This is a genomic window from Aquibacillus saliphilus (genome assembly GCF_020404745.1).
GTDB classification, from domain to species: domain Bacteria; phylum Bacillota; class Bacilli; order Bacillales; family Amphibacillaceae; genus Aquibacillus; species Aquibacillus saliphilus.
In genome coordinates, this window is sequence record NZ_JAIZAP010000018.1 from 81,034 (window position 1) to 100,568 (window position 19,535).

The window sequence follows — 19,535 nt, forward strand, 5'->3', positions numbered from 1 at the left end:
TAATAACTCTAAACTTTTGCGGCTTAGCGAGTTTCAGAAACATATAAAAGAAGTACCTTCCGAAGTCGAATGGGGCACCCTATTAGACATTTAAAAAATAAAGGGGAGCTATTGGCTTTGCTTGACAACTTTACCCAATTTTTTCGGAAGCACCCGTATGTTATGACAGTTTTAACGCTTAAATACCTATTTGAATCAAATTTTGATTGAAGTGAAATTTTTGCATGTGTTCCTGTTCGTTAAACTGACGTTATTTAGTTGATAGAATTCCTTTAGCCCGCAAACCAATATATTCAAGAAGATAAGGAACAACAAATGTTTAATCAGTGGATTGCTACTGTTTGTTTGGGCTTAGCAATTACTGCCTTCTATTTTAATTTTATTCTAGTAGGATATCTATTTAGTGTGATGGTTGCGATTGCTGCTGGAGTGGCGTTAATGGGCTATTGTATTGGCTGTACAATTCGTTATCGTTATATGATGTGGAAACATAATAGAGCGAAATTACAATCTTAAATTTAAATTAATTATCTTTTTTAATAACAGAATTTCACACAATAAAGAGCAGATCTCTGGTTTCTGCCAGAAGAGCTGCTCTTTATTAGGACAACGATTTATATTTTTTTGGCAACGCCAGTTTCATGTGCTGCTTGAATGACTGCTTCTTTTATTTTTGGAACGACTTGGTCGTTAAAGACACCTGGGATAATATAATCCTCGTTAAGCTCATCGTCTCCGATTGTAGAAGCAATTGCTTTAGCGGCAGCAAGTTTCATTTCCTCATTAATGCTAGAGGCCCTACAATCTAGCACACCTCTAAAGATTCCTGGAAAACATAAGACATTGTTCACTTGGTTTGGATAATCTGATCTCCCAGTTGCCATAACCTTAACAAATGGTGAGGCATCCTCAGGTGAAATCTCGGGATTGGGATTAGCTAGTGCAAAAACTATCGGCTCATTCGCCATTTTCTTAACATCTTCGACCTTTAAAATTCCAGCAGCAGAGACACCGATGAAAATATCTGCACCCTCTATAACGGAAGATAGGGGTCCTTGTTCATTGTTCGGGTTTGTATTTTCAGCATACCAATTCCATACTTTATTTTCATAGGTTACACTTTTTGAAATAGCACCATCCCTGTCGACACCAACAACATTTTTAGCCCCTGCGTTAAGTAGCATTTTTGTAATAGCAGTTCCTGCTGCTCCAATTCCGCAGACGACAATTTTACAGTCTTCAATATTTTTTTTAGTAATTTTAAGTGCATTAAGGATACCTGCTAGTACTACAATCGCAGTGCCATGTTGATCATCATGAAAGACAGGAATATCCAATTCTTCTTTTAATCTCTCCTCAATTTCGAAACATTGAGGTGATGCAATATCTTCCAAATTAATCCCGCCGAACGTAGGACTAAGAGCTTTAATGACTTGAATAATCTCTTCGGTATCGGTTGTGTTTAAACAGAGAGGGTAAGCATTAATATTTGCAAATTGTTTAAATAGCATCGCTTTACCTTCCATTACAGGCATGGCAGCTTCTGGTTTGATTTTTCCTAGTCCTAACACTGCTGTTCCATCTGAAATGACTGCTACGGCATTATTTTTAATGGTTAGATTGTAGGCAAGCAAAGGGTTATTATCGATTGCTTTACTAACTCTAGCAACCTCCGGTGTATATACCTGTGATAACTGTTCCCGGTTATCAATCGACAGCTTTGATTTTATTTCAATCTTCCCACCTAAATGAACTAAAAAAGTTCGATCAGAAACATGTTTAACACTTACACCCTTTAACGAGTTGATTGACCTAACGATTTGCTCTTGTTCTGCTTCATTTCCTACTCTAATTGTAATATCTCTGACAGTTGTTTCTTGTCCTTCTTTAATAACATCAATTGCAACCATATCTCCACTAGAGTTACTGATACATGTGGCAATTTCCCCGAATGTTATTAATTTTTTATTAATTTCTAGTCGCAAGATTGCATGCATGTTTGAACGAGCCAAAAGAACATCCCCTTTTTACTAATTATTAAAGAAAGTTGAATTGCTTATTTGTAAGCGGTTTCCTAAAAAGTCAAAAAAATATTAGTAAGTTTGAGTCAATGGTAATCTTAAGAAGTTAATTAATATCCTAACATATATTAATCGAAGAAAGAACTAATTTTGCCTTCATTTGTTGGAATTTCTAGTATAAGTAAAATAACCGAATTACATAGTTGAAATAACCGGTTATTTTACTCGGGTTCTTCTTTAAAATAGCAAGTGCTGGTAGTTAATTATCCCAATCTTTATTTACTTTATACGTTTTTAATAGCACGCTCCATCACACCTTTACACATTGGACACTCACGCTTATGTTGCTCTTTGTCTTCGTTTGTTGGTATCCGCATCCACCCATTACACGTGTCAGATGTACAATCCCATACTAATACAGGGGTTGTTTTTTTGTTTGAGTTGGAATGATTTACTCTTTTATTCCGTTCATTTATAGGTGTAAATGGATCTGAAATAAAACGGGAAATATCGATCTTCTCCCCACGATAGTAAGCAGGTGAACTTATATATAGTTCTTGTTGTGCTCTCGTAATGGCTACATATGCTAATCTGCGTTCCTCTTCAATTGCAGCTTCGACTTTTTTACCGCCTTTTAAAGTAGAAATTAAATCTTTTCTATCGGTTGCTTCTAGTGCAGAACTATGAGGAAGGATTCCTTCAGAAGCTCCTGTTAAAAAGACTACCGGATATTCAAGTCCTTTTGAGCGATGTATTGTCATTAATGAGATAGCATTTGCATGCGGCGTTCTTCTGATTGTTTCCATTTCTTTGTTTTTTTCGATAACGTCATCAATAAAAGTTACAAACTCCGAGACAGAATCAAATTTACTGGCAGATGCTTCTATTTCGGATAGCGTTTCTAGGATCATTTCCTTGTGTAAGGTGACATTTTTTCGTTCATTTGCTTCTAGATAGTTATCATAAAAGGCACGAATCTTTTTAACTGCTTGTACAGCTTTTAAATCTTTTAAATGATTAATTAGTTTAATTCGATCTTGAATCTGTTTCTTTTGAAATTCCTTTAATCCCCGTAAAGATTCTAAGTGTTTCAAAGGCTGTTGATTGGGATTTATTACTTGTTCTGCTTCAATATGATAGAATGCCTTTTCCTTATTTAAAAATAACGAAGGTAATATGTTGTAAATAGCATCCAAATTACTTGGCTGTAATGATATTCGTAAATAATCAATAACAGGTTTAACGAGCGCTTGTTCATAAAAGGTTTCCCCTTTTGTAAATGAAATAAAAGGAATGCCTTTAATAACTAATTCATCAAAAATAGCTCGCGAGCTACTATTTGTTCGGTGCAAAATAGCAAAATCTCTATAGTTATGAATACTGTTTTGCACATCACTAGTAATTTTATCAATGATAGTGACAGCTTCATCATCAGTTGTGTTTGGTCTGAAGTAATAGGGTGGTTTTTCATGAATTTTCGTTGCACTTAACGTTTTCTTGTTTCTCTTTTCATTAAAATAAATTACTTGATTGGCAAGACCAATAATACTAGCTGTTGAACGATAGTTAATATTGAGCGTAATAACTTTAGTATTAGGAAATAATTTTTCATAGTTTAGTATTATTGAACTATCAGCACCATTGAACGTGTAAATTGTTTGGTCATCATCACCAACAACAAACAAATTATTAGTCGGCTTAGCAATTAATTTAATCAATTCAAATTGGACTTGGTTGGTATCCTGCCATTCGTCACAAAGAATGTAGTTAAAACGCTTCTGCATTGCTTGTAACAGCTGTTGATCATTGTTTAATAGATGATAGGTTTCTAGTAACATATCATCAAAATCGATAAAGTTATTCTCTTTTTTCCAATACTCGTACTTCTGTAATACATCTCTAATCTCTTTTTCTACAGATGTTTTAGAAGGCAAGTCGGCCACACCTTGCATGTTATTTTTAAGGGAAGAAAGAATAGCAAGCAATGTTTCCGGTTCATAGCTGTCATGGAGATTCTTTTCTTTTAAAATTAGCTTAATCACTAGCTGCTTGCGCTTTTCACTACTAAGAACTTGCTGGTTATATCCTTTGCTTTTTAATAACCGAAAAAAGATTGAGTGAAAGGTACCAATGGTGATCTGTCCTGCCGCAGATTTCGTTAGTCCAGGTAAGTTGCTAATTCTCGCCTTCATTTCTTCGGAAGCCTTTTTAGTAAAAGTTACAAGCATAATTGTTTTTGGATTTATTTCTTTTATAGAAATTAAATAGCCAGTTCTAGAAGTAAGTACTCGTGTTTTGCCACTGCCTGCACCGGCTAGAACTAAGGCTGGTCCATCGACGTGTCGAACAGCTTCTATTTGTGGTTTATTTAATTTAATTCCTTTCTCTTCTAGTGACCGGAAGAAAAAGGAATCCTTCTCATTATCATTAACGAGCTCTACACTTGTCTGATTATCAGCAAGTGGTGCATCATTTACTTTTTTAATCTGTTGGGATCGAAAAGGGGTAGTTGAAAATTCAAGTTGATTGGTCATTTTATCACCTGCGACTTTTAGTATCTATATTAATCGTAAACATATAGTTTAATGGTTGAGTAGATGGAAGGCAAGTAGCAGTGTGGAGATAAATTGTCTCGAGGAGAGATTGGAATTCAGAAAAAGGCAATCGAACAGTCATAACAAAAGCAGTAGAGCTGTTTGCTCCACTGCTTAGCTTAAGTTATGACGATAATTTTGCTTTGAACTTTGCTAGCTTGTCGTCTGTCTCTTTCATGTATTGTTTTAGCTTGTCCATATCTAGCTTATCCTTTTTTGCAATCGCAATTAGTGGATAAAGGCTTTTTTCGATTTTAGCGTAATCGTCTGGATATTTTTTTTCGACCGTATCTTCAATAGTATCCCATTTTTCCTCTAATTCTTTTCCGAGCATGTTTATATCCTTCGTATCCTTGATAGAGGGTTTAACTTTTCCCTTCAGTTGATCGATAAGCTTCAAGACAGCGTTTGTCCCTGCTACTAAATCAACCTCAGCTTCTTCTTCGTCCCCTTCCTCCTCATCATTTTCAGTCTGAATAGATGTTAGGTTGTTATTTGTTGTCTCTTGATTTGTATTCTTATCAGAACCTTGAACATCAGACAGACTGAATCCTGTTAAAGTAATACTCACAACCAGTAATGGCAATAACAACAGTACAATCTTTTTCATATAAATCATCTCCTTTTGATTATTCATGTTATGTTTTCACATTATTCCATTTTTATCCGTCATTTGATATTTATAAGTCATTTAAAAGGGTTCTTTATTACCGTGATAGTTATCTATACCCATTTAAGAAAACATTCATAGAATAGTTTAGGGAGGAGGGGATTTTAGTGCATCCTAGTTTTAGAAAATTCGGATGGAAAATAGGGATCCCGCCAAGTAATATCTCAGACCTGGCAAATCTTTTTCAAAACACTGATTTTAAGGATGAATACAGCGCTAAAAAATTTATTAAACGAGCAACACGACAAACTGGAATGCCTATTTCACGAGAGATGGAAAACATGATTGTTAAGAGAATAATGAGTCGTGGACGATAAACAGACCAAAGTTTGATTTTGGTCTGTTTTGGTCTAATATAAAATAATCTCTTGTCTAGTTATCAGAATTAGCCTTAAGCAATAAAACTATAGCTGATGAAGGTATGTTTCATGAACGTATTGGAATAAAGTGTTAAAATAGTGTTATCAAAACAAAAAGAGGTGTACATATGAATAAAATTAGATTAGGTACCAGTGATTTAGAAGTGGGAGAAATTTCACTTGGATGTATGCGAATGGATAAGCTTTCAAAGAAAGATGCAAAGCATGTAATTGAAAATGCTATCGATCTAGGAGTGAACTTTTTTGACCATGCTGATATTTACGGTGGCGGCAAGTCAGAAGAAATTTTTGCTGATGCCATTGACATGAATTCATCTGTTCGTGAAAAGATGTTTATTCAGACTAAGTGTGGTATTAATAATGGATCATTTGATTTTTCAAAAGAACATATTTTAGATTCAGTTGATGGTAGCTTGAAACGACTTAAAACTGATTATGTAGATACCTTATTGCTTCATCGCCCCGACACGTTAATGGAACCAGAGGAAATAGCTGAAGCTTTCACTAAGCTGAAAGAAACTGGGAAAGTACGACATTTTGGTGTGAGTAACCAAAATCCGATGCAGGTTGAATTATTGAAAAAATACCTAAAGCAAGATTTGATTGTTAATCAACTTCAACTGAGCCTTATGTTTACACCAATGATTGATGCAGGCTTAAATGTAAATATGCAGCATGATCCTGCCATTGTGCGTGATAGCAGTATTCTTGAATATAGCCGGTTGAATGATATGACGATTCAAGCCTGGTCGCCGTTTCAATATGGCATGTTTAAAGGTGTATTCGTCGGTAATGAAAAATTTCCAGAAGTTAATGCTAAACTAAAAGAACTAGCGGAGGAAAAAGGTGTAACTGATTCTGCCATCGCAATAGCATGGATATTAAGACACCCTGCAAAAATCCAACCAGTTGTTGGAACGATGAATCCACAACGTCTATCAGACATTGCAAAAGCTTCTAATATTGAATTAACTAGACAAGAGTGGTACGAGCTCTATCGTGCGGCAGGAAATCAACTGCCATAAACTAGATAAGAATTTCTATGAGCGTATCTAATTATTTGGATACGCTCTTGTTTTGATTGAATAGTGAAAATAAAGTTGTTATCCTCAAAAAAATAGGCTTTGGATCTATGATATCGCTTAAGTTTTCTTTACCAAATTCGTTACAAACAATCAAAATAATGTATAATAAAGTGGACGTAAAACCAATTATTTAATGAGTTTTTAATAGATGGAGTTAAGAACTTAAAAGAGAGAGGGAAACAGTATGGGACGTAAATGGAATAATATTAAAGAAAAGAAAGCATCTAAAGATAAAAATACGAGTCGAATCTATGCCAAGTTCGGACGCGAAATATATGTAGTTGCAAAGCAAGGGGATCCAGATCCGGAACTAAATCAGGCGTTAAAATTTGTACTTGAACGTGCTAAAACTTATAACGTGCCAAAAACAATCATTGATCGCGCAATTGAAAAAGCGAAAGGCGGTTCAGAAGAAAACTACGATGATCATCGTTACGAAGGATTCGGGCCGAATGGATCAATGCTAATCGTAGATACATTAACAAATAACGTTAATCGTACTGTTGCAGATGTCCGTTCAGCATTTAATAAAAATGACGGTAACATGGGTGTAAGTGGATCGGTAGCCTATATGTTTGACGCAACAGCGGTTATTGGATTTGAAGGTAAAACAGAAGACGAAGCGCTTGAAATATTAATGGAAGCTGATGTAGATGTTCGAGATATCGTGGAAGAAGAAGGGACAGTTATTGTTTATGCTGAACCAGATCAATTCCATGCTGTCCAAGAAGCATTTCAACGTGAAGGTATAACTGAATTTACTGTTGCAGAATTAACAATGCTTGCACAAAATGACATACCATTACAAGAGGAAGCGCAAGAACAATTTGAAAAACTGGTTGAAGCATTAGAAGACTTAGAAGATGTTCAACAAGTGTATCATAATGTGGACTTAGTATAGATAGAGATAAAAAAGCAGATCTTCTTTTGTGAGAGATGATCTGCTTTTTTATCTTGTTCTAGCGGGAGAACTGCTACTAAAACAATAGAGCGAGCAGGCCCATAATAACTAGTGGTAAAAAGTGGTTGAAGCAACAAGAGATTTTAAATAAAATCATTTTAAATTGATACAGACTGCTAAATCTTGTAGTATGGCTAGATACATGACGGAATAAAAAAGGTGTTAACTATGAAAACATATATTGTAATTGGTGCTGGAATACTTGGTGCTTCAACAGCGTATCATTTGGCAAAGCAAGGAGCAGCTGTAATAATAGTTGATCGAAGTGACATTGGTCAAGCGACAGATGCCGCAGCAGGGATTGTCTGTCCTTGGTTAACCAATCGTCGTAACAAAGCTTGGTACCAATTAGTTACAAGTGGAGCAAAATACTATCCAACATTAATTAAGGATCTAGAGGCAAGTGGAGACATGGAAACTGGTTATGCCAGAGTTGGAGCAATTAATATTTTTGATACAGAAGAGAAGCTAGACAAAAAAATGGAATTTGCATTAAAGCGTCGAGAATCCACTCCAGAGATGGGTGAGATTACGAGACTATCTCAGGCGGAGACAAAAGCAATGTTTCCACCGCTATCAGATGAGTACGGGGCGGTACATGTAAGTGGTGGTGCTCGTGTTAATGGTGGAGCTTTGCGTGATGCTCTTATTCAAAGTGCCAAAAAGAATGGAGCAACTTTTGTAGTTGGTGATGCATCGCTTAGCTTTGAGGGAACCAACGTTACAGGTGTTAAAGTAAATGATGAGACACTTTATGCAGATGAAGTAATTGTTACTGGTGGGGTTTGGTCTAAACAACTATTAGGACCACTTGGTATGAATTTTCTAGTTACTTCTCAAAAAGCTCAAATCGTTCATCTTGAAATGCCCGATACCGATACTAATGATTGGCCAGTTGTTATGCCACCATTCAATCAGTACCTGCTAACGTTTGAAAATGGGAAAATTGTTATTGGTGCTACTCATGAGGAAAATGTAGGATTGGATTCGCGAGTAACGATGGGGGCAGTTCATGAGATTATTGATAAAGCGTTAAGAGTTGCTCCAGGATTGGCTGTCAGTACATATATAGAAACGAAAGTAGGATTCCGGCCATTTACACCCGGACATCTACCGGTTATAGGACGAGTTCCTCATTATGAGGGCTTACTAGTAGCCAACGGACTTGGTGCTTCTGGCTTAACAAGTGGACCCTATTTGGGTGCTGAGCTAGCCAAGCTAGCACTTGGTTATCCAACTGAGCTAGAATTGAGTAATTATGATGTAGCTGGTGCTTTTGGTTAATAATGTAGAGGGAAAAGCTAATTTCCCTTTACATTAGTGTACATAACAAATTACTTATAAGTGCTGTATTAATGATTATTCTGATTTGGATAAGTTTCTCTTAAAAATTTAACCGATTGGTTAACCAATGCCTTCAAAATATCAACTTCAATGTCAGCGACTTTATTGATATAGACGCAGGCTTTGCCTGACGTATGTTTACCAAAAGAATTTAATAATTGTTGACGCTCTGTGTCTCCTGTTGCGAAGTATAAACTGATTTTGGCTTTTCTGGGAGAGAAGCCAACTAGTGGTGCATCACCCTCATGACCAGAGTCATATTTATAATGATACGCACCGAATCCAATGATACTTGGTCCCCACATCTTCGCCTTATAGCCTGTCGTTTCAGTAAAGATATCTAATAACTTGTATGCGTCTTCGCGTTTTTTAGGACTTTCAACTTCTTCAATAAACTCAATTACACTGCTGTCATTTTCTTTTGTTTTTAATTTATACATAACAGAATTTCTCCTCCATATTATATATATATTTTCTTTTATATCACATACGAAAAGAGTCGTGATTTAAAACATATATTTTTGTTATTATAAACCCTCGCATAGTTATATTTCTGCACTTTAATGATGAATCCTGCAAAAATGTCTAAATTAGTACTACCAGAGGTACGTTCATTACTAAGTGATATTTAACTATTTTTAAAGGATATTTTTATAAAAAATGGAATATATAATAGCAAGGGTAGGGGGATGATAAGCTATGAAAAAAACTAAATTGACTTTGTTTGTGGTTGGAAGTATCCTGATCATCTTTTTAATTGTAACCGGTTTCAACTTCTTTGCTGTCGAATCTAAGCAGCCTGATGCTATTACTACTAAAGTCGAAATTAATGAGGAGAAAGCAGTTGAACGATTTGTCGAATCAATTACTTATCAAACAGTATCCTATCAGGATCGAAGTAAGTTTGATTTCAGTGAGTTTGAGAAATTTATCGAATTCTTAGAAACAAGTTATCCACTTGTTCACGAAAGATTGGACCTAGAAGTGGTTAATGATTATGCACTTATGTTTGAACTACCCGCCACTTACCACCCTTACGGGTTGCTTGAAGTGGGGGATTCCTAAGAACACCAACCTATCTGTTAGTTATGGATTAGGCTATCCCCGCAGTTCCTGCGGTTAATCGTAATGCTTCATTACGAAGATTGATACTTGCGTTAATATCCCTTTCGTGATGACTCTTACACATTGGGCATGACCATTCACGTAAGGCAAGATTTTTAACGTCTTTGTGTCTATGACCACAATTGGAACAAAGTTGACTACTTGGAAAGTTTTTAGCTACAGGCACGATTTGTTTTCCGTACCAGTTTGCTTTGTATTCCAACATTGTTCGAAATTGCGACCACGATACTTCACTAATGGCTTTTGCTAGATTGTGATTCTTCAACATGTTTTTGACAGACAAATCTTCGATTCCGATGATGTCGTGGTTTTTGACAATCTCGGTAGAGATTTTATCTAACATGTCTTTTCTTGCGTTGGCAATATTTTCGTGAAGTCGGGCGACTTTTGTTTTTTGTTTTTTCCAATTAGAAGAACCAAATTGTCGCCTTGAAAGAATACGTTGGTCTTTTGTTAACTTTTCTTCTAACGTGCGGAAGAATTTCGGATTTCTATATACCATTCCATCTGAAAGAGTAGCAAATTCCTTCAACCCAACATCAATTCCAACGGATGAACCTGTCTTTTCAAATGATTCAACTTCTGTTTCAGCTAAAATGGAAATGAAGTATTTACCCGAGGGGTTACGTCTGATTGTTGCGTTCATGATTCGACCTTCGACTTCTCGACTTTTTGCAAAACGAACAAATCCTAGTTTTGGTAATTTAATATGTTTATCCAAGACAGCAATATTGCCATTTACACATTTCGTTGTGTAAGATTGAACAGGATTCTTTTTTGATTTAAAACGTGGTTCTTTGTTTTGTTTTTTGTAATATCTAGAGTAAGAATCATTTACGATTTCAACTGATTTTTGAAGGGCAATACTATCGACTTCTTTCAAAAAGGAATAGTTTTTCTTCAATTCACGAACCGCTTTAATGGATTTATTCTTGTTGAAGAACTCCCCTTTCCATTTATTTTCCGTTAATTGACCGTTCTGCACCATTTCATTCACGACATGCCAATAAGAATCTTTCTCTTTTTGCTTACCAACAAAATAGTTATGCACGAAACGTGAACAACCAGTTGTTTTATTGATAAGTATGACTTGTTTGGGTCTTGGATAGATTCTGAATTTATAGGCTCTTTTCACTACCATTGAGTTTCACCTCCCTTTTATCCATTATACCAAACAAAAAGGTAATTTCGAACACTAGTTTGGTTTATTTCCCAAACATTTGAGGTGGCGTCTCGCCTGTTTTAGATAAATGGAACGGTGTCGATGCTTCGAAAAATCCGATTGGTTTAACTGCTCATTATGACGTAGTTCCTGTTCTAGAAGGAACAGAATCCAACTGGGATCAGCCGCCTTATAGTGGCAACGTCGTGGATAGAAATATATGGGGAAGAGGTACGCTTGATGATAAAGTTGGTGTCATTGGTATTATGGAGGCAGTAGAACATTTGCTTGAAGAAGAATATAAACCAGAACGTGATGTCTATTTTATGTTTGGTTTCGATGAAGAAATCGGTGGTGAAGAAGGCGCTAAAGCCATTGGAGAAATACTAAAGCAAAGAGATGTTACTTTTGATTTCGTTCTAGATGAAGGTGGCGCAATTGTTAAGAACATGGTCCCTGGTGTAGATAGTCCTGTTGGTGTTGTCGGTGTCTCAGAAAAAGGTTCCGCGACCGCCGAATTAACGATAGAAGGCAGTGGAGGTCATTCATCTCAACCGAAAGATACCACAAATATTGGAAGGATTTCAAGTGGAATTGCTAAACTGGAAAATAGGCAGTTTAAAGCAGATCTTAGAGGGCCAGGTGAGGAATTATTTGAATTTGTAGCACCTGAAATGGACTTCGGAATGAAGTATATCTTCGCTAATAAAGTTATTTTTGAACCAGTAATTGAGCGTATCTTATTAAAGCAACCGGCTTCAGCGGCATTAATTCGAACAACAATAGCCCCAACTATTTTTCAAGCAGGAGAACAGTATAACGCGTTGCCCGAGAAGGCAACTGCGTTTATAAACTTACGAGTGATGCCAGGAGAATCTTTACATGATGTTCAAGCTTTCATAGAAAAGACGATAGATGATGATGAAATTATGGTAGATATTTCAGGAAATGAAGCGTCTCCAGTATCATCCTCTGATGGATGGCAATTTAAAGCAATTCAACAAGCAGGAAAAAATGTTTATCAACAATCAGTAATAGCTCCATATCTAATGTTTGCTGGGTCCGATGCTAAACATTATAATCTAGTATCCAAAAATACGTACCGTTTTCTACCGGTGCTAATAACGTCAGATGATTTAAATCGGATGCATGGAACAAACGAGCATCTAAGCGTCGATAATTTTATCAACGCTATTAAATTTTATGTAGAAATAATCAAACAAGCTGATAAGCACAAGTAGCCAACTGATTTTATTTGGGTTTTAAATTACTATTTCTATTAAGGTAGCAGATCTAAAGGAGAATAAACTATAGTCAAAAAAACCAGCGTTCCAATTGAGGGCGCTGGTTTTAGAATGGTCATTCACCATTTAATTATGCTGTGTTGCAGTTGTCTTAATAAATTCAAGCGCAGTATCCATTTTCTCAGAGCCCTTACGGATAATAGCTACTTTTTCTCCATCCATACCTAAATCGTCAAATACCACGCTATCTGTTATATCCACTCCATATAAATAGCCGCGGTCATCTTCTTCAACTTGATTGAAGTTCAACTTACTCTCATCTATCTTCTCTTCTATATCGGTAGAGAGCTCGTCCAAGCGAACAAACGATCCAAGGGTTACCATTCCGTCGTAATGGTATTGATCGAAAATTATGATGTCTGGTTTTGATGTTGCCATAACTACTTGGTTCTTCACGACTGTTCCGTAATCTTGCTGTGACCTTGGCTCCTTTGAAGAATGAATATATTCAAGTTTAATATGATTCCAGTCTGGAAATAAATTAGCAAAATTACTTTGAAGAGAGGTTTCGGTTTCGCTATCAAACTCTCCATAAAACATCACATGTAAAGCTGGAGGTCCTTGTTCTTCAATCTGTGCTTTCTCTATCTGCCTATCAATGATAGTAGAAATCACGGAACTAGCTAATAGAATAAGAATGATTCCACCTATCATGTGGAATTTATAGTAATAAAAAATATGGTCTAATTTTTCCTTGAATGGGCTACTTGAAGACTTATTCTCGGAGGGAAATTCTATCCCGTGAAGATGATTTTTTAATGTACTATACGCTTCATTTAATTGGTCAAGATCAATTTTATTTTCTGATGCTTGCACACTACTATTCTCTCTAGCAGTCTTTTCCCTCTTAATTAAGATTAGGAACCTATCTTCTAATTCATTTAGTGATGCATCTTCTGATATACCCATAATAGTATAAGCTTTTTTAATGTCCATACAATCACTTCCTTTTGCTAGCAATCTATCATGTAGTAGAAATACTAAGGATTAATTTAATTTACAAATCAACAAATCTATCATAACACGTTTACATTATTTATGGAGAAAGATACTTTAATTAGTCGATGTTTTCCCCTGTTATAAACAAGACAGAACAAAGCCTTGTCTGCATGAATTATTAAAAAAAATTGGCTGGGATTTAGTCACAAGTCTCCCTGTAAGTGACATATGTTATCTTGTATGATTTTGTATTAAAATGGGAGTCAATTTCATAATTACAATATTAAGCCATACCCTGACAATATATAATTGGAAAAGGTTCATGTCCAACTATATATTGTACCTTGATGGCGGTAAATAGGTATTATGAAGTTGATCAATGGAGGTAAACAAATGTACTATCATCATTTTTATTCACCAAATTCAAATCAACAAATGTACATTCCACACCAGGTTTATCCTTGTTCAAAGCAACAACATAATGAACACCATCGAAATTATTTGGGCTATTCTTATTATGGTTATCGCCAGCAAGTGATTAGAGGGCAAGCTACTTGGACGGAAGGAGGACAAACGACAAAATGTGGTATTCCTTGGTCTGAAAATCAGTACATGACTGCTGCAGTTGGTGAAGACACACCTTATCAATGTGGACAAACGTTAAAAATAAGGAGTCTATCTACCGGGAGAGAGCTTATAGTAACGATTGTTGATACTGTACCAGGGTTTCCGCCGAATAGAATAAATTTACATCAAAAAGCTTTTGTTGCTTTAGGTGCCAATCCAGATGTTGGGCTAATCAATATTGAGATTGACTCATCGCCTGAGTTGGAGGAAGAAAAATGGGGGAAATATCTTTTAGAAGTCACTCAAACGGCTTATCCAAGTTACCATGTCGTTGAATATAGTTCCGTTGCTAAAACAGAAGTATCTCCAGACCAAACGAAAGAAACTTATCAATACACCTTACAATCACCACAGGAAACAATCAAGGTGAGAGGCAATGTGATTTATAATCCGATTACAGATCGAATAATTTCATTTGATATAGAGGAAGTGTAAGTTATTAAAAATAGCCCCCTTTGACCAAAAAATCAAAGGGGGCTTGGCTAAGAGTATGCAATTACTGTTGTTGGTTTTGTTGTTGAATTGCTTGTTGCAATTGCTGATTCGCTTGTTGTAGTTGTTGTTGTACTTGCTGGAATTGTTGCTGTTGTTGTGGCTGACTTGTACCTTGAGCTTGTGATAGCTGTTGCTCAGCTTGTTGTAATTGCTGCTGTGCCTGCTGAATTGCTTGTGGATTAGCTTGTTGTGTCGCTTGCTGGACTGCTTGTTCAGCTTGTTGAATTGCTTGTTGTGCTTGCTGAGCAGCTTGTTGCGGTTGTTGGTTTTGTGGCATAAAAAATCCTCCTAATAAAGCTTGATTTTTAATACCTTGTTATCGTTCCTTATTAACTAAATTTAATGCAGGTTATTATTTAGTTAATTATCGAATCATGTCCTCTATTAATAAGCGTTGTTCTTTAGGATCTTAAACCTTCTGACGAAACACCCATTTTTCTTATCAATTAGCTCCGTCCTTTGTTATCTCCATTTATACGGTGTCTCTTGGTAAACGTAGTAATTAAGCCAATTAGAAAATAGCATATAGGCTTGTGATCGCCAACGGTTTGCTGGTTTTTGGTTTGGATCATTGTCAGGGAAGTAATCCGTTGGGATGTCGCGCTTTAGTCCTTTTGCTGTATCACGATAATACTCCTGTGCAAGTGTTTCAGCTTCGTATTCAAAATGCCCGGTGATCATTACGTGTCTCTCATCTTTTGATATCATGATAAATGGCCCAGCTTGTTGGGAAGAAGACAGTAGAATTAAATCCTCACACGCAAGAATTTCTTTTTCATTCACTTCCGTAAATCTCGAATGTGGTGCAAGAAATTGGTCATCTAATCCACGCACTAATTTAACGGTAGTATTTGTAAGAAGATGATTAAAAACTCCTGTAAGTTTTTCTGGTAACTGATATTTCCCGATTCCATAATGATAATGTAAGGCAGCTTGAGCACCCCAGCATATATGTAAAACAGAAGTGACATGGTCTTTTGACCATTCCATAATTTCGGTCAGCTCCTGCCAATAGCTTACTTCATTAAATGGTAAATGTTCAATTGGTGCTCCGGTTATAATCATACCATCGTAGCGGTTGTTCTTAACTTGAGGGAATGTTTTGTAAAACTGCTTCAGATGAGACTTGCTTACGTTTTTTGATTCATAAGACTCTGTATGTAAAAACTGGACATGAACCTGTAATGGAGAATTGCTCAGTAATCTTAGTAACTGGGTTTCGGTTCTTTCCTTTTCAGGCATTAGATTTAAAATCAATATATTTAAAGGACGGATATCTTGGGTAGCAGCTCGATTATCATCCATTAAAAAGATATTTTCATTCTCTAAAATTTCACGTGCCGGTAATTTGTACGGTATGTTGATTGGCAAGTGCATTACCCCCATTATAAGATTGATACGATTATTATAACGATGGTCAACACAACAGGCAACAGTAATGTTTAAAAGTGTGGAACATTAGTAGACCTTTTAGGAAGATTATTCTGAATAATTAAAATTTAAATTGATTATTATGTTAAAATATAGTCTATAGTCGAGAAAGGCTGGGATTAAAATGTTATATATTTTGCTTGGTCTTGGTTTGATGGTCATGATTCTACTATTGTTGATTGCAGCAATAGTTGCACCTTATTCGGAGCTAATGGGTAGCTTTAGTAGAAGAAGCTTTAGAAATCTAATGATTGCACTTGTCATCGCCACCATTCTCGCTCTTTCATATGGAACTTATTACCTTCTCACTTATCAACCAACATTTTAAACGTTTGAATTTAAAAATTAGCAGAGCAGTTATTAATAGTTAATCATCCCCTTATAATGTATTTTGTCTGGTCAAAGGATTTTAAGATAGCTACCACAAAAATAAGAATTAATAGGTTTAACCATTTAAGTAGAAAGAAGGTCTGGTAAATGGTGAAAAATAATCAAATAAATAAAAGTAAAGATTCAAATAAACCAGAGGAAATTGAATCAGATGGCTCATTTAAGCGCCAAAAAAATAGGTTCTCAACGCCTTTTGGAGATGAACCCGGACAACTACCAGTTGAAGCAGGGCGATATCGACTTTTGTGGTCAGCCGCTTGTCCCTGGGCCCATCGTTCGGTAATTGTTCGAAAACTACTCGGTCTAGAGGAAGCAATCAGTCTGGGGACAGTCAGTCCTATCCGACCAAAAATTGGACATGTGGATTGGCAATTTTCATTAGATAATAAAGGAGAAGATCCTGTCCTTGGAATAAGGTATTTGACTGAGATATATACAAAAACAGATCCTGATTATAATGGTCGACCCACAGTACCGGTCATGGTTGACATCAAGGAACAAAAAGCAGTTAACAATGATTACTTCACACTTACAAATTATTTTGAAACATCGTGGTCCAAACTTCATAGTCAAAGTGCCCCAAACCTCTATCCTGAAGATTTACGTGAGGAGATTGATGCTATAAATGATGTTATTTTCCACGATGTCAATAACGGGGTCTATAAGTGTGGATTTGCTGCATCACAAGCAGCCTATGAACTTGCATTTGATCAATTATTTAACCGATTAGATGAACTAGAGAATCGTCTATCTACTAAGCGGTTTTTATTTGGAGACTTTATCACGGACGCTGATGTTCGATTTTATACGACTTTAGTACGATTTGATATCGCCTATTATAATGCCTTTAACACAAATAGGAATCTTATTCGCGAATTCCCGAACTTATGGGGATATGTACGTGATTTATATCAAACACCAGGTTTTGGTGATACGACAGATTTTGAGGCAATTAAATTGCACTATCATCTATCAATTACGATTAATCCAAATGAAAAAAATGATAAAATATTACCTAAAGGGCCTGATTTATCAGTTTGGGATTTGCCGCATAATCGTCATATGTTAAGTAATAGTGAAGAAAAATTTTTAACCAATGAGAAATAGTGATTTATATAGTAGGAGTCTGATAATAATGAACAACATACGTAATGCAAGAAAAGAAGAACTTCGATACATTCGGGAGCAAAGAGTAAGGGCTTATAGTGAACATGAAAAAGCTATTCCAAAAGAACATTGGCAAGCACTAAAGAAGGCAATAACTTCTAATGCTGATATCCAGCCAGGTGTTGAATTAATCGTTGCTGAGTCAAATGGAGAAATAGTGGGCAGTGTGGCTTTGTTTCAAGCAAATACCGATGCTTATGAAGGATATGTTGATAAGAGTGACTATCCTGAAATAAGGGTTCTCGCTGTTGCACCTGATGCCAGGGGAGAGGGTGTAGCATCAGCCTTAATTGATGAATGCATCACACGGTCAAAAGAGATGGGATACAATTTTATTGGGTTACATACAGGCTCATTTATGGAAAGTGCAATTAAATTATATCAACGAAAAGGTTTTGAACGATTACCAAAGGATGACTTTGAGCCTGCAAATGATGGGATTATCGTAAAAGCATTTCGACTTTCCATAGAAGCCAAATAATGAAAAAGTGCCAAGCAGCTTCTATCGACGATAGTAACCGAAGTTGCTTGGCACTTATAACTAAAGGATTCAGTGCTCATATTATATAATAAGCATTAGCAAATTATGGTTTTCGTTTCGGCATCCACTTCCGGTCTTTATTGGATGTTTCAGGAAATGCTGCCCCAGCCTCAAGACGGACTGATTTCGGGTTTAATACAGTACTCCCTGTTTCACCGATTTCAACATAGATACCATTATTTGGTGCCTTTTGACCTGGATTAAATTGATGATTCTGTCCCATTATACCCCTCCTTCTTTACTACTTATAATGTCCGAAGAGTAAATAATCATGTAGCTAAGACATAAATTGTTTTAAAAAGTAAATCCTTGGTTTGCGAGGGGTTGTGCAACTTTCTGATTGCTAGTAAAACAATGTATGGTAGTGGACTCTCATGCTATAATATATCCAGTTAAAATCAACAACAGGAGGAAAATCATGAAAAAAATACTAGCAAAATCAAACTATCTACATATTATTACAGGCTTAATTTTAGCAGCAATGTTAGTCGGTTGTAATACTCAGAATCAACAAGCGGAAGAAGATGTACAATCAGGTGAAACTGGAGAGAAAACAAATCAAAGTACACAATATCCTACCGTCGAAGAAAATCCAGTAGTTACGCTTACAATGGAAAGTGGAGAAGAAATATTGATTGAATTATATCCAGAAGTTGCACCCAATACAGTCGCTAACTTTATATCATTAATAGAAGATGGTTTCTATGATGGAGTGATCTTTCACCGTGTTATTCCGGGATTTATGATTCAAGGTGGCGATCCTGATGGAACAGGAATGGGTGGTCCAGATTATTCCATTGCAGGCGAGTTTGAATCAAATGGTTTCCCAAATGATTTAATACATGATCGAGGCGTGCTTTCGATGGCACGTTCCCAGGATCCAAACTCTGCTGGTTCACAATTATTTATTATGACAGCAGAGTCGCCACATCTTGATGGTGATTATGCTGGTTTTGGACAAGTTATAGAAGGTATTGAAACCGTGGATACGATTGTCGAATCTGAACGCGATTCTGCTGATAAACCACTGGAGGATCAACGGATGAAAACAGTGGTCGTTGATACAAAGGGAGTTGACTACCCTGACCCAGAGGTTGAATAACTAAAAGATTAACACAAAAATAAGAGACTCCAAATGTGAGTCTCTTATTTTTGTGTTAATTTACTTGTTTTTTTGGCTCTATACTAAATGTGGTGGTGTCCTCAGTTCTATCAAGGCTTTAAAAGAAGTCAAAAAAATACACTCATTCCCCTCTCTTTTGTTATCCTAAAGTTGTCGAGACAAAAGGAAAAGGAGAG

Annotated in this window: 19 protein-coding genes and 2 pseudogenes; 12 read left to right on the forward strand and 9 right to left on the reverse strand. The window is 36.1% G+C overall.

Features of this window, described 5'->3' with window-relative positions; translation table 11 throughout:
* Positions 1-276: 276 nt before the first annotated feature.
* Positions 277-516, forward strand: a pseudogene (locus LD272_RS16940) (DUF4395 family protein); the annotation flags it as partial.
* Between the two features lie 98 nt (positions 517-614).
* On the opposite strand, the gene LD272_RS16945 reads toward LD272_RS16940, so the two are convergent.
* The 3 genes from LD272_RS16945 to LD272_RS16955 form a co-directional block, all read right to left on the reverse strand.
* Positions 615-1,997, reverse strand: a complete 1,383-nt coding sequence (locus tag LD272_RS16945; protein WP_226037806.1) for an NAD-dependent malic enzyme — start codon at positions 1,995-1,997, stop codon at positions 615-617.
* A gap of 308 nt (positions 1,998-2,305) precedes the next feature.
* Positions 2,306-4,555: a UvrD-helicase domain-containing protein gene (locus tag LD272_RS16950; RefSeq protein ID WP_226037786.1), complete on the reverse strand. Its 2,250-nt coding sequence runs from the start codon at positions 4,553-4,555 to the stop codon at positions 2,306-2,308.
* 184 nt (positions 4,556-4,739) lie between these two features.
* Complete coding sequence (locus tag LD272_RS16955) at positions 4,740-5,225, reverse strand: hypothetical protein (protein WP_226037787.1); 486 nt, start codon at positions 5,223-5,225, stop codon at positions 4,740-4,742.
* A 167-nt stretch (positions 5,226-5,392) separates the two neighbouring features.
* Between LD272_RS16955 and LD272_RS16960 the strand changes: the two genes are divergently transcribed.
* The 4 genes from LD272_RS16960 to LD272_RS16975 all read left to right on the forward strand — a co-directional run bounded on the left by LD272_RS16960 (position 5,393) and on the right by LD272_RS16975 (position 8,995).
* On the forward strand, positions 5,393-5,602 hold the full coding sequence (locus LD272_RS16960; RefSeq protein WP_226037788.1) for a stage VI sporulation protein F: 210 nt from the start codon (positions 5,393-5,395) through the stop codon (positions 5,600-5,602).
* A gap of 170 nt (positions 5,603-5,772) precedes the next feature.
* Positions 5,773-6,690: an aldo/keto reductase gene (locus LD272_RS16965; RefSeq protein ID WP_226037789.1), complete on the forward strand. Its 918-nt coding sequence runs from the start codon at positions 5,773-5,775 to the stop codon at positions 6,688-6,690.
* Positions 6,691-6,934: 244 nt separating this feature from the next.
* The gene (locus LD272_RS16970; RefSeq protein WP_226037790.1) at positions 6,935-7,651 is read left to right on the forward strand and encodes a YebC/PmpR family DNA-binding transcriptional regulator; all 717 of its coding nucleotides are present in this window, start codon (positions 6,935-6,937) and stop codon (positions 7,649-7,651) included.
* A 219-nt stretch (positions 7,652-7,870) separates the two neighbouring features.
* Complete coding sequence (locus tag LD272_RS16975) at positions 7,871-8,995, forward strand: NAD(P)/FAD-dependent oxidoreductase (protein WP_226037791.1); 1,125 nt, start codon at positions 7,871-7,873, stop codon at positions 8,993-8,995.
* A gap of 68 nt (positions 8,996-9,063) precedes the next feature.
* Here the strand turns inward: LD272_RS16975 and LD272_RS16980 are convergent, their stop codons facing one another.
* Positions 9,064-9,495, reverse strand: coding sequence for a DUF1801 domain-containing protein (locus LD272_RS16980; RefSeq protein WP_226037792.1), 432 nt, complete (start codon positions 9,493-9,495; stop codon positions 9,064-9,066).
* Between the two features lie 259 nt (positions 9,496-9,754).
* Here LD272_RS16980 and LD272_RS16985 point away from each other — a divergent pair, with 259 nt between their 5' ends.
* Complete coding sequence (locus tag LD272_RS16985) at positions 9,755-10,120, forward strand: zinc-binding metallopeptidase family protein (protein WP_226037793.1); 366 nt, start codon at positions 9,755-9,757, stop codon at positions 10,118-10,120.
* A 28-nt stretch (positions 10,121-10,148) separates the two neighbouring features.
* Here the strand turns inward: LD272_RS16985 and tnpB are convergent, their stop codons facing one another.
* On the reverse strand, positions 10,149-11,321 hold the full coding sequence (tnpB, locus tag LD272_RS16990; protein WP_226037794.1) for an IS200/IS605 family element RNA-guided endonuclease TnpB: 1,173 nt from the start codon (positions 11,319-11,321) through the stop codon (positions 10,149-10,151).
* Positions 11,322-11,440: 119 nt separating this feature from the next.
* Between tnpB and LD272_RS16995 the strand changes: the two are divergent.
* Positions 11,441-12,583 (forward strand): annotated as a pseudogene (locus LD272_RS16995) (M20/M25/M40 family metallo-hydrolase); the annotation flags it as partial.
* Between the two features lie 129 nt (positions 12,584-12,712).
* Here LD272_RS16995 and LD272_RS17000 read toward each other — a convergent pair.
* Positions 12,713-13,582: a hypothetical protein gene (locus LD272_RS17000; RefSeq protein WP_226037795.1), complete on the reverse strand. Its 870-nt coding sequence runs from the start codon at positions 13,580-13,582 to the stop codon at positions 12,713-12,715.
* 396 nt (positions 13,583-13,978) lie between these two features.
* Here LD272_RS17000 and LD272_RS17005 point away from each other — a divergent pair, with 396 nt between their 5' ends.
* The gene (locus tag LD272_RS17005) at positions 13,979-14,647 is read left to right on the forward strand and encodes a DUF3889 domain-containing protein (RefSeq protein ID WP_226037796.1); all 669 of its coding nucleotides are present in this window, start codon (positions 13,979-13,981) and stop codon (positions 14,645-14,647) included.
* A 61-nt stretch (positions 14,648-14,708) separates the two neighbouring features.
* Here the strand turns inward: LD272_RS17005 and LD272_RS17010 are convergent, their stop codons facing one another.
* Complete coding sequence (locus tag LD272_RS17010; RefSeq protein ID WP_226037797.1) at positions 14,709-14,984, reverse strand: hypothetical protein; 276 nt, start codon at positions 14,982-14,984, stop codon at positions 14,709-14,711.
* 185 nt (positions 14,985-15,169) lie between these two features.
* Entirely contained in the window at positions 15,170-16,078 is a 909-nt protein-coding gene (gene metA, locus LD272_RS17015) for a homoserine O-acetyltransferase MetA (protein WP_226037798.1), read from the reverse strand.
* Between the two features lie 184 nt (positions 16,079-16,262).
* Between metA and LD272_RS17020 the strand changes: the two genes are divergently transcribed.
* The 3 genes from LD272_RS17020 (at position 16,263) to LD272_RS17030 (ending at position 18,176) form a co-directional block, all read left to right on the forward strand.
* Positions 16,263-16,466, forward strand: coding sequence for a hypothetical protein (locus LD272_RS17020; protein ID WP_226037799.1), 204 nt, complete (start codon positions 16,263-16,265; stop codon positions 16,464-16,466).
* Between the two features lie 149 nt (positions 16,467-16,615).
* The gene (locus LD272_RS17025; protein ID WP_226037800.1) at positions 16,616-17,635 is read left to right on the forward strand and encodes a glutathione S-transferase family protein; all 1,020 of its coding nucleotides are present in this window, start codon (positions 16,616-16,618) and stop codon (positions 17,633-17,635) included.
* Positions 17,636-17,663: 28 nt separating this feature from the next.
* Complete coding sequence (locus tag LD272_RS17030; protein WP_226037801.1) at positions 17,664-18,176, forward strand: GNAT family N-acetyltransferase; 513 nt, start codon at positions 17,664-17,666, stop codon at positions 18,174-18,176.
* A gap of 103 nt (positions 18,177-18,279) precedes the next feature.
* Here the strand turns inward: LD272_RS17030 and LD272_RS17035 are convergent, their stop codons facing one another.
* A complete protein-coding gene (locus LD272_RS17035; protein ID WP_226037802.1) occupies positions 18,280-18,459 on the reverse strand; it encodes a YjzC family protein in 180 nt (59 codons plus the stop codon).
* Between the two features lie 195 nt (positions 18,460-18,654).
* Between LD272_RS17035 and LD272_RS17040 the strand changes: the two genes are divergently transcribed.
* A complete protein-coding gene (locus LD272_RS17040) occupies positions 18,655-19,338 on the forward strand; it encodes a peptidylprolyl isomerase (RefSeq protein ID WP_226037803.1) in 684 nt (227 codons plus the stop codon).
* Positions 19,339-19,535: the final 197 nt, after the last annotated feature.

Excerpts from the sequence above, each read along its gene's own strand:
- LD272_RS17025 (WP_226037800.1), top strand. The coding sequence starts at position 16,616 with ATGGTGAAAAATAATCAAATAAATAAAAGTAAAGATTCAAATAAACCA.
- LD272_RS17010 (WP_226037797.1), bottom strand. The coding sequence starts at position 14,984 with ATGCCACAAAACCAACAACCGCAACAAGCTGCTCAGCAAGCACAACAA.
- LD272_RS17035 (WP_226037802.1), bottom strand. The coding sequence starts at position 18,459 with ATGGGACAGAATCATCAATTTAATCCAGGTCAAAAGGCACCAAATAAT.
- tnpB (WP_226037794.1), bottom strand. The coding sequence starts at position 11,321 with ATGGTAGTGAAAAGAGCCTATAAATTCAGAATCTATCCAAGACCCAAA.
- LD272_RS17030 (WP_226037801.1), top strand. The coding sequence starts at position 17,664 with ATGAACAACATACGTAATGCAAGAAAAGAAGAACTTCGATACATTCGG.
- LD272_RS17000 (WP_226037795.1), bottom strand. The coding sequence starts at position 13,582 with ATGGACATTAAAAAAGCTTATACTATTATGGGTATATCAGAAGATGCA.
- LD272_RS17005 (WP_226037796.1), top strand. The coding sequence starts at position 13,979 with ATGTACTATCATCATTTTTATTCACCAAATTCAAATCAACAAATGTAC.
- LD272_RS16945 (WP_226037806.1), bottom strand. The coding sequence starts at position 1,997 with ATGCATGCAATCTTGCGACTAGAAATTAATAAAAAATTAATAACATTC.
- LD272_RS16985 (WP_226037793.1), top strand. The coding sequence starts at position 9,755 with ATGAAAAAAACTAAATTGACTTTGTTTGTGGTTGGAAGTATCCTGATC.
- LD272_RS17020 (WP_226037799.1), top strand. The coding sequence starts at position 16,263 with ATGTTATATATTTTGCTTGGTCTTGGTTTGATGGTCATGATTCTACTA.
- LD272_RS16955 (WP_226037787.1), bottom strand. The coding sequence starts at position 5,225 with ATGAAAAAGATTGTACTGTTGTTATTGCCATTACTGGTTGTGAGTATT.
- LD272_RS16965 (WP_226037789.1), top strand. The coding sequence starts at position 5,773 with ATGAATAAAATTAGATTAGGTACCAGTGATTTAGAAGTGGGAGAAATT.
- LD272_RS17040 (WP_226037803.1), top strand. The coding sequence starts at position 18,655 with ATGAAAAAAATACTAGCAAAATCAAACTATCTACATATTATTACAGGC.
- LD272_RS16950 (WP_226037786.1), bottom strand. The coding sequence starts at position 4,555 with ATGACCAATCAACTTGAATTTTCAACTACCCCTTTTCGATCCCAACAG.
- LD272_RS16970 (WP_226037790.1), top strand. The coding sequence starts at position 6,935 with ATGGGACGTAAATGGAATAATATTAAAGAAAAGAAAGCATCTAAAGAT.
- LD272_RS16980 (WP_226037792.1), bottom strand. The coding sequence starts at position 9,495 with ATGTATAAATTAAAAACAAAAGAAAATGACAGCAGTGTAATTGAGTTT.